Origin of the sequence: Nocardia pseudobrasiliensis NBRC 108224 (assembly GCF_001613105.1) — a bacterium.
Classification (GTDB): Bacteria; Actinomycetota; Actinomycetes; order Mycobacteriales; family Mycobacteriaceae; genus Nocardia; species Nocardia pseudobrasiliensis.
Genome location: NZ_BDBS01000049.1, coordinates 1 through 13,988 on the forward strand (window position 1 = coordinate 1; position 13,988 = coordinate 13,988).

15 protein-coding genes are annotated in these 13,988 nt (G+C 69.3%); 6 read left to right on the forward strand and 9 right to left on the reverse strand.

Annotation, left to right across the window (positions count from 1 at the left end; all coding sequences use genetic code 11):
• From NP4_RS41795 to NP4_RS32350, 4 genes are all read left to right on the forward strand, one after another.
• The coding region (locus NP4_RS41795) for a hypothetical protein (RefSeq protein ID WP_373863880.1) at positions 1–485 on the forward strand (485 nt) is incomplete at its 5' end.
• Positions 486–495: 10 nt separating this feature from the next.
• Positions 496–984 carry a YbaB/EbfC family nucleoid-associated protein gene (locus NP4_RS32340; protein WP_068006083.1) on the forward strand — a complete coding sequence of 163 codons (489 nt, stop codon included), beginning with the start codon at positions 496–498 and terminating at the stop codon, positions 982–984.
• Between the two features lie 24 nt (positions 985–1,008).
• Complete coding sequence (locus NP4_RS32345) at positions 1,009–2,463, forward strand: response regulator (protein ID WP_068006084.1); 1,455 nt, start codon at positions 1,009–1,011, stop codon at positions 2,461–2,463.
• A complete protein-coding gene (locus tag NP4_RS32350; protein WP_068006086.1) occupies positions 2,460–3,209 on the forward strand; it encodes a hypothetical protein in 750 nt (249 codons plus the stop codon). The genes NP4_RS32345 and NP4_RS32350 overlap by 4 nt, the downstream gene beginning before the upstream one ends.
• Here the strand turns inward: NP4_RS32350 and NP4_RS32355 are convergent.
• The 4 genes from NP4_RS32355 to NP4_RS32370 all read right to left on the reverse strand — a co-directional run bounded on the left by NP4_RS32355 (position 3,174) and on the right by NP4_RS32370 (position 6,331).
• Positions 3,174–4,028, reverse strand: a complete 855-nt coding sequence (locus tag NP4_RS32355; protein ID WP_068006092.1) for a hypothetical protein — start codon at positions 4,026–4,028, stop codon at positions 3,174–3,176. The two genes, NP4_RS32350 and NP4_RS32355, sit on opposite strands and share 36 nt — an antisense overlap.
• The gene (locus NP4_RS32360; protein ID WP_068006095.1) at positions 4,025–4,609 is read right to left on the reverse strand and encodes a TetR/AcrR family transcriptional regulator; all 585 of its coding nucleotides are present in this window, start codon (positions 4,607–4,609) and stop codon (positions 4,025–4,027) included. The genes NP4_RS32355 and NP4_RS32360 overlap by 4 nt, the downstream gene beginning before the upstream one ends.
• Before the next feature lie 56 nt (positions 4,610–4,665).
• Complete coding sequence (locus NP4_RS32365; RefSeq protein ID WP_068006098.1) at positions 4,666–5,457, reverse strand: class I SAM-dependent methyltransferase; 792 nt, start codon at positions 5,455–5,457, stop codon at positions 4,666–4,668.
• 103 nt (positions 5,458–5,560) lie between these two features.
• A complete protein-coding gene (locus NP4_RS32370) occupies positions 5,561–6,331 on the reverse strand; it encodes an SDR family NAD(P)-dependent oxidoreductase (RefSeq protein ID WP_068006099.1) in 771 nt (256 codons plus the stop codon).
• Positions 6,332–6,485: 154 nt separating this feature from the next.
• On the opposite strand from NP4_RS32370, the gene NP4_RS32375 reads away from it, so the two are divergent.
• The gene (locus tag NP4_RS32375; protein ID WP_082876418.1) at positions 6,486–7,820 is read left to right on the forward strand and encodes a phosphatase PAP2 family protein; all 1,335 of its coding nucleotides are present in this window, start codon (positions 6,486–6,488) and stop codon (positions 7,818–7,820) included.
• Here NP4_RS32375 and NP4_RS32380 read toward each other — a convergent pair.
• Positions 7,817–9,148 carry an APC family permease gene (locus NP4_RS32380; protein ID WP_068006106.1) on the reverse strand — a complete coding sequence of 444 codons (1,332 nt, stop codon included), beginning with the start codon at positions 9,146–9,148 and terminating at the stop codon, positions 7,817–7,819. The two genes, NP4_RS32375 and NP4_RS32380, sit on opposite strands and share 4 nt — an antisense overlap.
• Before the next feature lie 94 nt (positions 9,149–9,242).
• On the opposite strand from NP4_RS32380, the gene NP4_RS32385 reads away from it, so the two are divergent.
• A complete protein-coding gene (locus NP4_RS32385; RefSeq protein WP_068006100.1) occupies positions 9,243–10,262 on the forward strand; it encodes a TIGR03617 family F420-dependent LLM class oxidoreductase in 1,020 nt (339 codons plus the stop codon).
• On the opposite strand, the gene NP4_RS32390 is transcribed toward NP4_RS32385, so the two are convergent.
• The 4 genes from NP4_RS32390 to NP4_RS32405 all read right to left on the reverse strand — a co-directional run.
• Positions 10,219–11,028, reverse strand: coding sequence for an enoyl-CoA hydratase/isomerase family protein (locus tag NP4_RS32390; RefSeq protein WP_245998359.1), 810 nt, complete (start codon positions 11,026–11,028; stop codon positions 10,219–10,221). The two genes, NP4_RS32385 and NP4_RS32390, sit on opposite strands and share 44 nt — an antisense overlap.
• Positions 11,029–11,103: 75 nt before the next feature.
• Complete coding sequence (locus tag NP4_RS32395) at positions 11,104–11,922, reverse strand: ABC transporter ATP-binding protein (RefSeq protein WP_068006103.1); 819 nt, start codon at positions 11,920–11,922, stop codon at positions 11,104–11,106.
• Positions 11,919–12,920, reverse strand: a complete 1,002-nt coding sequence (locus NP4_RS32400) for a FecCD family ABC transporter permease (protein ID WP_245998360.1) — start codon at positions 12,918–12,920, stop codon at positions 11,919–11,921. Before NP4_RS32400 ends, NP4_RS32395 begins: the two co-directional genes overlap by 4 nt.
• A 61-nt stretch (positions 12,921–12,981) precedes the next feature.
• The coding region (locus tag NP4_RS32405) for an ABC transporter substrate-binding protein (protein WP_068006104.1) at positions 12,982–13,988 on the reverse strand (1,007 nt) is incomplete at its 5' end.

A 13,988-nucleotide genomic window follows, 5' to 3' on the forward strand; every position in this document is an offset into this window, starting at 1 on the left:
CGATCAACACCCATGGCGCGAACGTCGACAATGCCCGCGCCACGGTCGCCAATCACGGCGCGAATGTGGATGCCGCCCGCACCACCATCAATCGCCACGGCGGCGCGGTCGACAACGCCCGCAATACGATCAACCAGCACGGCGCGAATGTCGATGCGGCCCGCAATACGATCAATCAGCACGGCGCCGCCGTCGATCACGCCCGGCCCATCGTGCGAATGGACAATCAGCGGCAGGCGTTCGACGGCATGGATCTGGCGAGTGTGAAGGATGCCAAGGATCGTGCGGAACTGGCGGCCTTCGAGAAGAGTGCGCGCTTCGAGCGCATCCTCGAGGACGGCACCTATATGAGTGGTCGCGTGCGCGCCCGCAAGATCAAACTCGACCACCACATGCCCGACCCGTTCGTCACCCTCCACGCGCCGAGCAGCGACTTCTGGATCCATCCGACCACCGCCCCGCCCGCCCGGACCGTGCTGCTGTGAAAGGGTTCGCATGAGCAACGAGCACCTCAAAAACGATATGGCCACGGTCCTGGAGGGTTTGCGCGCGCAGCTGGGCGATATCGCCGAGGCACATCGCAAACGCGCGGAACTGACCGCGACGGCCGAAATGCACGACGGCCGAGTGGTTGTCACCGTCGACGCCGACGGCATCCTGACCGAGGTGGAGTTCTCCGACGAGATCGACGATCTGTCCGACGACGAGATCGCCGTCGCGGTCACGATGGCTACCCAGCGGGCCGCCCAGGAGGCCGCCGCGCAGATGCGTCAACTGATGCAACCCATGGTGGAGCGCCGGGCGCGCTGGCCGAAATTATCAGATCTGCTAGCTGGCGCAATGGATTTCCAGGATCACGTGCCCGGCGACGACCGCGCCCCGACCAGTCCGCCCGACGCGCCCGACCGCGAACCGAACGCCACGCCGACCGGCATGCCGAGATCGACCCGTTCGATCGTGGCCGACGTCGACGACCACCACTGATCCCGCGCGAGAACGGCCGACCAGATGAACAATGCCGAGACCGCCGCAAGCGACACCTCAGCCGAACCCGCCAGCGCCCCTGCCGCCCAACCCGACGTCATGTTCACCTTGGGCGGATTGGGCGGTGCGGTCACGACGGAACCGAATTCGCCGCAGCCCGGGGTGGCCTACGAGCAGCCAGTGGCGGCGGACGGTCAATCGGCGGTGGCGGGTGGCCAGCGTGCGGCAGCGGACGAGCGGCCCACGGTGCCGGACGGTCAGCGGGTCGCGGACGCTGCGCCTGATGCGGCGGCGGGCGGTCAGTCGGCGGTGGCGGGCGGTGAGCGCGACGCGGCCGCCCGGCGGGCGGAGTTCCTCGATGAGCCTCCGGCCGATATCCCCGGCTACGCAAGGAATCTCGCGCGGGCCATCATCGATGTCGTACTGCCCGAGGCGCCGCCGGGCTGGCAGCGGGTGGATGTGGTGTTCTCGGTGACGGTTCCGGTCATCGCGGCCGCGGCGGTGTTCACCGACGACTTCGATGCCACCACTCAGATCGGCGTGCCTCAGCAGGCCGGTGAGCTGGTCCAGTTGCTGCGCGAGGTGACGGTTCCGCTCACCGGTCGTGCCTGGTGGCGAGTGCTGTTGCACTACACCGAGTCCGACGGTGTCGAGATCGAATACGATTACGGTGAGGTGCCTTTCGCGGGCGATGAGCTGTTGCCGCCGGAGGCTTATCGCGCCGATCTCGAGTCCTATCCCCAGGATCGGCTGCCGGTCTGGCTGGCCGCCTATATTCGGCACGGGGACCGGCAGTCCCGCACACCGGCCCAGGCCGTGATCCAGTCCCGCGCCGACCGCGATCGCGGCGTCATGGCGACCCGGGTCGGTCTGCCGGATCCGCGCCTGATGTGGGCGCGCTGGGCGACCGTGGCCGCGGCGGCCGTGGCGGTGCGTTCCGATGGGGGACCGCGGATTCTCGGTGCGACCGGACTGTTCGAGGCGACCAACGGCAGTGGTTCCACCCTGCATCTGCTCCCCGGCGGTCGCGCGGTGCTCTCGGGCGGGGTGTGGGACGCACCGGCGCTCGACACCGCCTACCAGCAGGGCTCGGAACTGCCGAATTACTATGCGGGAGCGCCGGAATGGCTGGCCAATCCGGTCCTGAGCCATCGCGCGGCCACCGGACTGCTCTCGTTCTGCTACTGGTGGGACGGTTCGGGTTGGTATCGCGGCGAATCGCCCGAGCCGCGCGAGATCGGGGCCGCGATTCCCGGACTGTGGACCTCCGACACCGTTATCGATATCGTCTGCGATGTGCTGGGCGCGACCGCCTCCCGTCCGGCGATCGCCGAATTGGTCGCCGCCGCCGAGACCTACGCCGTCGCCGCCGACGCGGTATTGCGGGCCTTCGACGTCGAGGGCCGAACCGACCTGGCCGGTGCGATGTACCAACTCGCCCTGGCCGGTCTGACCACCGAGATGATTGAGAGACCATGACCCTGGACCCGTCCCGCTGCGTCGTACTCGTACCGGTCGGCGGCTATCTGGAACCCGGATGCGCGCGCGGCCTCGGCGAACTCGAGCGGCGCGGTTACACCGTGCGCACGGTATCCGGTTACGCCGCGATCGATCAGGGGCGCAGCCAGATGGCCACCGACGCGCTGCTCGACGGCTTCGACGCGCTGATGTGGATCGACTCCGATGTGGGCTTCGACGCCGATTCGGTGGATCGGCTGCGCGAGCACGATCTGCCCGTGGTCTGCGGAATCTATCCGAAGAAGGGCGTGCGCGAGCTGGCGTGTCATCTGCTGCCCGGCACCAAGAACATCCTGTTCGGCCAGGGCGGCGGGCTGATCGAGATCAAGTACGCCGCAACAGGTTTCCTGTACACGCAGCGCACGGTGTACGAGACCATGATCGAACACGAGAAGCTGCCCATCTGCAACAAACAGTTCGGGCGCATCACCGTCCCGTACTTCCTGCCGATGATCAAGCCGGACGGGGAGAACCACTGGTATCTGGGCGAGGACTACGCGTTCTGTGAGCGCGCGTACCGCAGCGGGTTCCGGATCATGGCCGATACCAGCATTCGGCTCACCCATATCGGCCGGCGCGACTACAGCTGGGAGGACGCGGGCACCGATTTCCCGCGCTACGCCACCTACAACTTCATGCTGCAGGGCGGCGACGATCGGCCGCAGGCCGAATTAGCGCAGGGTGCGCAGAGCCCAGCGGGCGAGTAGCGACGGCGGCGGCTGCCACGGCTGACTATCGGCGGGATCCCATGCGTAGCAGGGAATCCCGCCGCTCAGTAGCTCGCGCAGGCCGGGTAGTTCGAGTTCCCGGGCCGACCAGTCGTAGAGGAGTTCGACGCGGGGCCGGATGACACCCACGTCGAGCAGATGCCCGAAGCCGTGTTCGAGTTCGACGAAACGGGGCACGTTGTCGCCCAGGGGATATCGGTCCGGCAGTACCCGCGACAGCGACAGGAAGATTCCGGTCATGCCCAGTCGCGGATCGCCCAGCGGCGCGGCGATCGGGGCGAGCCAGCTCAGCGCCAGCCGTGGCGCGGCGACCAGCGCGTGCGCGTAGAGGACCCGCATCAGAACGAGATTGACGACGAAGCGTTCGATCTTACCTTCGGACCGGGCCAGGGCTTGGTGGTCGAGATAGGCGGAGACGACGGCGATATTGTGCGCGCGATACCACGTGCGCGCGGACGGGCGGCGAATGAAATCCAGTGTGCCCGCCACACTCGCCGAGGACGCGACGCCGTCGTAGCCGCCGTGGATCGCGCGGGCCTCGCACAGATCGCGCAGTAGCCGCTCGTTGATCGCGCGCCACCACGGGCTGCCGGGGCGCGGGCCGTCGGGCGGTTCGAGCAGGCCGCGGCGCAGCTGCCAGTTCATGAAGGCCAGGGCGGCGCGCCGGTAGGGCAGGTGGCTGCCCGGGGCGGGCAGGCCCTCGTAGAGGTCGCGCATGAGCGCGTATCGACCGGCGGCGTCGTCGCGAACCGCGCTCACCGCGGTGTGCGCGAATTCGGCCGCCGGATCGCGAATCATGGTGTGGCGCCGGACAGAACGGTGGTGATGATCTTGTGCACGGCGGTGCGATCGGGGGTGACACCGCGGTCGGCGTAGAGCAGATGTCCAGCGCCGATCAGGGCCGGCGCGAGGGTGTCGACATCGGCGGCGGGGTCGATGCGGCCCAGCTCGCGTTCCTCGGCGAGGTAGGTCGCGAGCATTTCGGCCGCCTCGGTGGCCAGCGGGACGCCGGTGGGATGGGTGCGGCGCAGCCGGGTGCGCAGGCCGTCGCGGAAGATGATCAGACTGACGATGGCGACCGCGACCGATTCGAACAGCGTCATGAGCGCGGCGGTGAGATTGTCGGCGACGGTTGCGGTTCCGGCGCTGTCGCGCAGCGCGGCCGACTGCCCCGCGAGCCGGGCGATGCGGTCGTAGACCAATTCGGCCAGGAAGTCGTCGAAGTCGTCGAAGTGGCGATGCAGTACGCCCTTGGCCACACCGGCCTCGGTGGTCACCGCGCGGCTGGTGAGCCCACCGGGGCCCTCCCGCAACAGGATTCGCTCGGCGGCGTCGAACAGCTGCGCGCGTACGTCGCGGATGGCCACTCCGGTCGGCATCTGCCTCCTTCTCGTCGGCCACCACTGTACCGTCGGCGAATCGGGCGTTCGCGGGCTCAGTCGCGGCGGGTGGTGGTGAGCGCGACGGTGGTGTAGCGGCAGATCAGGGCGCCGCCGGCGGCATCGATGGCCGCGCCGAGACCGTCCAGGAGCTGGGTCAGCACATCCGGCGCCAACCGGGTGGCCATGCCGGTGGTGGCCGACATCTCCAGCCATTCGTCGCGGGTGTAGGCGCGATCCCATTCATAGGTGTGCCGCCGCGGTTCGGCGAACCGGGCCGCGCGGTAGATGCCGTCGGAGGCCGTATCGCACATCGTCGCGTAGGGCGCGGTCGCGGGGAGCGCGGCCGCCCGCAGAACGGGTGAGTCGGGGATGATCCGGCGGTATACCTCGATGAATTCGCTGTTCAGCTCGGCGGGCGGCTGGGCGGCGTTCCAGAACAGGGCGAGCTGTCCGCCCGGGCGCAGGACCTCGGCCGCTTTGGCCGCGCCCGCCACGGGGTCCACCCAGTGCCAGGTTTGGCCCGCGACCACGGCATCGAAGGTCCGGCCCGCCGGATCCCAGGTCTCGAAGGTGCTCACCTCGACGGGAGTGCCGTCGCGCCGGGCGAATTCGGCCATGCGCGCATCCGGTTCGACGCCGGTGACCGCGCATCCGGCCGCTCGCAGCTGTCGCGTGAGGATGCCGGTGCCGATTCCGACGTCCAAGACGTCGCGGCCCGGGCTGGCGGCGATGATCGCGTCGAGCAGTTCGCGTGGATAGCGTGGGCGGGCGCGGTCGTAGCGGGCAGCGTCGACGCCGAAGGATTCCGCGATGTCGCGGGCCTGGTGCGGTTCCAGAGTGGGCATGCGCCCACCGTAGTGGGCACATGCCCACTCGTCAACGGCGAAACGTGGGCGCGAATCGGCTTGGGGGCCAGGGAAATCCGACGGGCTGTGACGACGTCGCGCCTCAGCGCGGGATCAGGCCGCCGTCGGCGAGGATCGTCTGGCCGGTGATGAAACTGCCCGCGTCGGAGACCAGGAGCAGGGCCGGGCCGATCATTTCGCTCGGCGCGGCGATGCGGCCCAGCAGGGCCGAATCGCGCAGTCGATCGACGAATTCGGGGGGATTGTTGCGGACCATATCGGTGTCGACCGCGCCGGGGGCCAAGGCGTTGACCCGAATGCCGGCCGGGGCGAATTCGGCGGCCATGGAGCGGGTGAACGACACCATCGCGGCCTTGGCGGCGGAATACATCGCCGTCGCGCGACTGTAGGCGAACGCTCCCGCGGAGACGACGTTCAGGATCGCGCCGCGCCCGCTGGTGCGCAGATAGGGCAGGGCGTATTCGACCAGGAATACCGGACCCGCCAAATTCACCGAGAACGATTTGTCCCAGGCCTCCGGGGTGAGTTCGCCCAGCGGCTGGGTGAGCGCGGTGGCGGCATTGTTGACCACGATATCGATCCCGCCGAACCGGTCCACGGTGCCCTCGACCAGTGCGGCGATCGCGTCCCGATCACCCAGATGCGTCGGAATCCCCAGTGCCGTCGCGCCCGATTCCTGCAGTCGCTCCGCCGCCCGAGCGCACGCCTCGGCCTTGCGACTGGCCACCACCACATCGGCCCCGGCCAGTGCGAGCGCCTCGGCGATGGCGAAGCCGATGCCGCGCGTTCCGCCGGTCACGATCGCGGTTCGCCCCTCGAGGTCGAACAGTGCCTGCAATTCGGCCTTGTCCACGCGAAATCCTTTCCGCCGCCGCAACATACGGACCGGCCTCCCCTCCAGTTCTGCCCGCTGCGCCGCCCGTGCGCACATCCCGGTCCCGGTGGCCGGGACGGATAAGCGTCGTTCGGTGGTCGGAGGGTGTTCACCTCGTGTTTACGATGTCCCAATGCTTGTGGACGACGTGCAAGGGGGCTCGACCTCGGCGGTCGAGCCGATGGGTGGTGACGGGCTCGACGCGCGTCGGTGGCGATCGGTGATGCTGTGGGGCGCGGCGGTGGCGGCGGTATTCGCCCTTGTGGGCGGGGAATTGATGGCCGCGCACATCGGCGCGCTCGGCCCGCTGACGAGTCTGGTCCGCGATTACGGCGGGTCACCGAAATCGGCGACCACCTCCTGGGCCGGATTCGGGTTGGCGCTGGTGGGTTTGCGGATGCGGGAGCGGCTCGTCGCGGTCGCGACGGCGGTCGGCATCGACGCGGTGTTCGTGGCGGTGCGCGCGCTCGAGGGGCGCGGTTTCACCATCGGCAACGGCCCGACCATCGTGCTCACCGCCCTGACGGTGATCGTGGCGATGCGCTGGGACGGCGAGCGGCGGCGAACGGCCTTGCGCGCCATCGTGTTCGGGGCGCTGCTGATCTTCGCGACCAAGGTCGGGGAGATCTGGCTCGACATCACCGCGTGGGCGTGTCCGACGGTGTTCGATCCGTATGTGCAGGCCGCCGATCATGTGCTGGGTAATCCGTCGTGGCTCGTCGGGCAGGCGCTGGACGCGGCGGGACCGGTGGCGCTGGGCGTGGTGCGCTGGGTGTATTTCGAACTGCCGCTGGCGGCGATCGTCGTCGCGTTCTGGCAGTTGCGCGGGGTGACGAGCGGGCAGTGGCCGCGGCACTATCTGGTGCGGACGTTTCTGACGCTCGGCTTGGTCGGTCCGCTGTTCTATGTGGTGTTCCCGGTGGTGGGTCCGGTGCTGGCCTACGGGTCGTGGGGGCACGGCTTCGAGATCGCCGAGGTGTGGCCGAATGTGGTGCCGGGTGCGCCGGAGACGCTGGCGCCCTTGCGTTTCGACGCGATCACGCCGCGCAACTGTATGCCGTCGCTGCATACGGCCTGGGCGCTGTCGCTGTTCATTCATTCCCGGCGGGGTCCGTGGTGGCTGCGTTGGGGCGGTGCGTTCTGGCTGGTGTGCACGCTGGTGGCCACGCTCGGACTGGGCGCGCACTACGGCATCGATCTGGTGGTCGGCGCGGCGCTGTGCCTGACGGTGGAATCGGTTCTGCGCGATCCGGATCGGGGCTGGGATCGCGCTCGGGTGCGGATGGTCGCCCTCGGAGCGGGGTTGTTCGCCGGGGTGCTGCTGTGCATTCGATTCCTGGCGATTCCGATGGCCCACCATCCGCTGCCGTTCGGCATTGTGATCGTCGGTGCGCTGGCGGCGGTGGTGACGACGTTCTATGTCACGTGGTTCGCGCCGACGTCCGACGAGCAGATGGTGACGGCTTAGGGCGTTCGGGCCGGACGGACCGTTTCGGAATCCTCGGGGGCGCGGAACTTTCGGCGCAGGAGATCGGCCGCGGCCGGGAGCAGGGCCAGCGCGAGCAGGATCGCGCCGCGCGCCCAGATCGCGGCCTCGATGCGCGTGAACAGGAATCCACAGGCCAGCAGGCCCAGGTACGGAATGGGTGTCGGGACCCGGAAATGATCGGTCGCCTCGCCGGATTCGCGACGCAGGATCAGCACGGCGAGATTGACCGCGGTGAAGACGATGAGCAGCAACAACACCAGGGTTTCGGCCAACGCCGCGACCTCCCCGGTGAGGGCGAGCACCAGCGACACCGCGGTGGTGGTGAGGATCGCCACCCAGGGCGTGCGGCGGCCGGGCAGCACCCGCGACAGCAGCGGCGGCAGCAGACCGTCACGGGCCATACCGTAGGCCAGCCGTGAGCACATGATGCCGGTGAGCAACGCGCCGTTGGCAACCGCGACGAGGGCGATCACCCCGAACAGTCGATCGGGCACGCCACCGGCCAGGCGCACGACCTCGAGCAGCGGACCGCTCGAATCGGAGAGGCGATCGGTGGGCACATCGGCGCTGGCGACGATGCCGATCAGCACATAGACCACACCCGCGGTGCCGAGCGCGCCGAACAGCGCCCGCGGATAGGACCTGCGCGGATCGCTCACCTCCTCGGCCAGATTCGCGGAGGTCTCGAATCCGACGAAGGAGTAGAACGCCAGCACCGCACCGGCCAGCGTCGCGCCGACCACGCCGTGTTCGGCGGTGCCCAGGTGGGTGAGTCGGCTCGGATCGCCGTCGCCGCGCAGCAGCACCCAGCCGCCGAGCACGATGATCAGCACCAGGCCGCCGAGTTCGATCAGGGTGGCGACGGCATTGGCGCCGAGGGATTGCTTGATGCCGCTGAGATTGAGCAGCGCGAGCGCGAGCAGGAAGACCACGATCACCGCGGCGGTCGGCAGGTCGATCAGCGCGCGCAGATAGTCACCGGCGAAGCCGCGGGCCAGCGCGCCCACCGAGACCACTCCGGCCGCGAGCATGCAGCACCCGATCACCGCACCGGCCACCGGGCCCAGCGCCCGGTTCACGTAGTGCGCCGAGCCGCCCGCGCGTGGGTACTTCGTCGCCAATTCGGCATATGAGGCCGCGGTCAGCGCGGCCATGACCAGCGCGACCAGCAGCGGAACCCACACCGCCCCGCCGGATTCGCGGGCCACCTGCCCGACGAGGATGTAGACGCCCGCGCCGAGGACATCGCCGAGTATGAAGAAATACAGCAGCGGTGTGCGCACGGTCCGATGCAACGAATTCGCCATGCCCAGCCAATACCCGCGCGGGCGGCGGTGATGCGGTCCCACTGGGTGAAACCCCGGTGGGTCGGTCGGCGGGTGGTGATGATTCGGTGAGTGAATGCGGATCGACATTCAGGTGGACGCGCGGCCGGATCGGGTGATCGAACGGGCGCGGGAGCTGGCCGGGTTGGGTGTGGACGGGTTGTTCACCTTCGAGGGGCCGCACGATGTGTTCGTGCCGTTGGCCGCGATCGCGCCCGCGGTGCCGGTGGATCTGATGACCAATATCGCCGTGGCGTTTCCACGCAGCCCGCTGCATGTCGCGCACACCGCCTACGATCTGCAGTTGCTCAGCGGCGGGCGGTTCCGGCTCGGACTGGGCTCACAGATCCGTCCGCATATCGAAAACCGGTACGGGGCACCATGGTCGCGGCCCGCGGCGCGGATGGGGGAGTTCGTGGCGGCGGTCAAGGCGATTCTGACCGCGTGGCAGGAACGGACGCGGTTGGACTTCCGCGGCGAGTTCACCCGCCACACCCTCATGCCGCCGACCTTCGATCCGGGCCCGAATCCCCATGGCGTGGCGCCGGTGCTGATGGGTGGGCTCGGTCCGGTGATGGTGCGCACCGCGGCGCAGTACGCCGACGGACTGCTGGTGATGCCGTTCAACAGCGATCGGCATTTCCGCGAGCGCACCCTGCCCGCGGTGGCGCAGGGCTGGGAGCGCGGCGGGCGCGACGGCAGCGATTTCGCGATCGTGCCGCAGGTGATGGTGTCGATGTGGCGCACCGAGGCCGAGCGCGAGCGCGCCGATGCCGGGGTGCGGCGGTTGATCGCCTTCTACGGTTCGACTCCGGCGTATATTCCGGTGCTCGAGGTGGAGGGTCGGGCGGGGTTGCAGCCGCGGCTCAACGAGTTGTCCAAACGCGGCGCGGTCGAAGCGATGTCGGAGTTGATCGATGACGCGCTGATCTCGGCGATCGCGGTGCGGGGCACGCCCGAGCGGTGCGCGGAACAGATCATGGCGCGCTACGGGGCGACGGCCGAGCGGGTGTGCGCGTACTTCCCCGGCTACGCCCCGCCCGCCGAGCAGGTCAGCGATCTGGTTGCGGCGCTGCATCGTTCGCCGCGGGAGTGAACGGGGGCAGCTCGCCGGGCTTGCCGGTCCAGTGCGGCGGTCGGCGTTCGAGGTAGGCGCGGACGCCCTCGCGGGCATCCCGCGCGCCCATGAGGATCAGGTGCGCATCGGTTTCCTGGACGCCGATGCCGGCGGGGTCGTGCTCGAACGACGACCAGAGCATCCGCTTGCTCGCCGCCACCGAGACCGGTGCGGTGTTGACGGCGATATCGCGGGCGAGAGTCAGTGTGGCGTCGAGGACTTCGTCGGCGGGCAGGACCTGGAGGCACAATCCCATCTCGTAGGCGCGGCGGCCGTCGATGGTCGCGCCGGTCAGCAGCAGATAGGCCGCGCGGGACATGCCGATCAGGCGCGGCAGCGTCCAGTGCGAATACGCATCGCCGACCATCCCCCTGCGAACTTGCAGCACACCGTATTTGGCATCGGCTGCCATGATGCACAGATCGCACTGCAGGGCCAGGGTCAGCCCGATACCCAGCGCGTGCCCGTTGACCGCGGCGATAACGGGCTTGCGCACCTGCCAGGCGGGCATGGAAGTCCCCGCGGCGGTGAAGTTCTCGCCGGGGTCGCTGAACGTCCGATCGCCCGCGCCGAGGTCGGCCCCGGCGCAGAAGGCGGGCGGTGTGCCGGTGAGGACGATGGCGCGGATCCCGTCGTCGAGATCGTAGCGGCGATAGACATGCGACAACTCGACGCCCATCGCACGGGTGAAGGCATTGCGGCGATCGGGACGGTGCAGCGTCACCGTGGCGACGCCGTCGCTCACGTCGCAGCGTAATGTCCGATATTCCAATGTCTCTGGATCCACGTTTCGAGGCTTACCATCGCTACCGCGCCGTGGTCACCGAGGTGTCCGAGTGAGTGGGTTTTCGCCCGGCGTCTCGGTAATCGGCTCGTCGGGTAGTGCGGTCACCAGATGGGGGCGGCCGGTCAGGGGGTGCGGCACGATGGTGCTGCGCATGCCGAAGACCTCGGCGACGCGTTCGGGGGTGAGTACCTCCTCGGGTGGGCCGCTGGAGAGCGCGCGGCCGCGGTGGAGTAGGACCAGGGCGTCGCAATAGGCCAGGGCGTGGTCGAGATCGTGGAGGGCCGCGATGGTGGTGAGGCCGAGAGTCTTGACCAGGGTGAGTATTTCGAGTTGTGCACCGGGGTCGAGGTGGTTGGTGAGTTCGTCCAGTAGCAGGACCGGGGTTTGCTGGGCCAGGGCTCGGGCCAGGAGGGCTCGTTGGCGTTCGCCGCCGGACAGGGAGGCGAAGCGGCGGTCGGCCGCCCAGGGGAGGCCGACTCGGTCGAGGGCCTCCGCAACGATCTCGCGGTCACCCGCGTGGTCGCGGCCGAAGCGGTCCTGATACGGGATTCGGCCCATCGCTACGGTTTCACGCACGGTGAAGCCGTGTTCGAGGGCGTGGTCCTGGGCGACGACCGCGGTGCGTCGGCCCGCCCGGCGAGCGCTGGTGCGCCACACGTCGTCCGGGCCGATGCGTACGGCTCCCGTGGTCGGGCGCAGGGCGCGGTAGACGCAGCGCAGCAGGGTGCTCTTGCCGGAACCGTTGGGACCGGCCAAGCCGGTGAAGGTTCCGGGTTCGATGCTCAGGTGCACGTCGGTCAGTACGGGCGCTCCGGTCAGTTCGACGCCGAGGCCGTCGACAACGATCTTCACGCCATGGCTCCCTTGCGACGACGCAGCAGGACGAGGAACGCGGGAGCCCCGAGTGCGGCGGTGATGATGCCGATGGGAATCTCGTTGGGGCGGTCCATGGTTCGGCTCGCCAGGTCCACCAGCACCAGAAACAGCGCGCCCCCGAACAGGGCGACCGGCAGGCCGCGGCGATGGTCCGATCCGACCAGCAGACGGGCGGCATTGGGAATGATCAGGCCGACGAATCCGATACCGCCCGCGACGGCGACCGCGGTCGCGGTGAGCAGCGACGACAGCCCGAGTAGCAACAGCCGCAGCCGATTCGGATGTACACCGAGCCCGGCGGCGGTGTCGTCGCCGAGGGTCAGCGCGTTCATCGCCTGGGCGCGGGCGGGCAGCACCACCATGGCCACGGCCACCGCCACGGCCGGTGCGATCAGATCGTTCCAATGCGCCGAGGACAGCGAACCCAGCAGCCAGAACATGACCCCGCGCAGCTCCGCGGGCCGGGCCCGTAGCTGCACATAGCTCGTGAGGGCGGTGCCCAGATAGGACACCGCGATCGCGGCCAGCACCAACTCCGGCCCGCGCACCTGCCCGCCCCGCTGTGCGAGCGTGAACACGATCAACATACTGACCAGCGCCCCCGCGAACGCGCAGCCGGTGACGCCGAGAGTTCCACCGACCCAGATGATTCCGGTCATCGCGAGCACCGCGCCCAGCGACGCCCCGGAGGTGACGCCGAACAGATACGGATCGGCCAGCGGATTGCGCACCAGTGTCTGCAGGCACACCCCCGCCAATGCGAGCCCCGCCCCGACCAGCGCCGCCAGCGCCACCCGAGGGGCCCGAAACTGCCAGACGATCTGATCGGCCAATGGATCGGCATTGCGCCCACCCGAGGCGTGATCGATCAGTACCCGAACCACGGTCCCGGGCGAAACCGCCACCGTCCCAACGCCGATGGCTACCACCATCGCGGCGGCCAGGGCCACGGCCAGTGCGAGCGGGACGATCAACCGCCAGGCCGCCTGGATCCTTCGTGACGCGGGTTCGGTTGTGCGGGAAGATGTCTCGGCCTCAGGGGCGGTTGGCGACGGCATCGGCGATCTTTTCCACGGCGGTGGCATTGAGGGGGCCGAGCAGGGGACTGTCGGAGAGGGTGAGATAGCGGCGTTCGCGGGCGGCGGGCCAGGCGGGGAAGCGGGTGAACAGGTCCGCGGCCATTCGGTCGGCGTCTTCGCCGGGCTGGTAGCGGCCGACGACCACCAGGTCGACGGGGGCGGCGGCGAGCGCCTCGGCATTGATTGCCGACAACTCGTCGAAGGTCTTGCCCGCGAACGGGTTGCGCCCGCCCGCGCGGTTGATGATGTCATCGTAGATACCGCCGCCGAAGACGGCGGGGAGGCCATTGCTGTTCATGGCCGACATGCCGGGGTAGACCAGCAGCACATTCGGGCGCGGCTTGTTCGCGACCCGGGCGGTGGCCGCGGCGATGCGGGCGCGCTGGGCATTGACGTGATCGGCGGCGCGCTGTTGCACATCGAAGATGCGCCCGAGGGCGAGCAGTAGTTCGTCGGAGGAGTTCACCGACTGCTCGGTGAGGTCCCGGCGGGCCGATTCAGCGGCGCCGGGATCGCCGAGGGCGCAGTTGGCGGGGGTGACGAACGCGGGAATTCCGGCCGCCGCCAACGCGTCTCGCCCGATCGGGCCGGTGCGATCGTCGAAGCCGCCCGCCCAGGTCGACACCACCAGATCGGGATGCAGGGCGAGGATCTGCTCGCGGGTGAATTCGGCGCTGCCGTCGCGACGTAGTCCGGCGCTGGGCAGCGCGTCGACCGCCTCGGCGAGGCCGGGCTGATCGGATGTTCCGTAGTACTGGCTGCTGGCCACGACCCGATCGGCCAGGCCGAGGGTCACGAAACTCTCCGCCTCGGCCACCGAGGCGCCGCCCAGCAGCACCACCCGCTGCGGCGGCCGCTGGAAGCTCAGCCGGTGACCGCAGTTGTCGATGCTGAGCGGATAGCCCGTCGGCGCGGCGGTGGCGGGCGGCTCGGAGCGGGGCTGCTGCTCGGCCGGACGGCCGC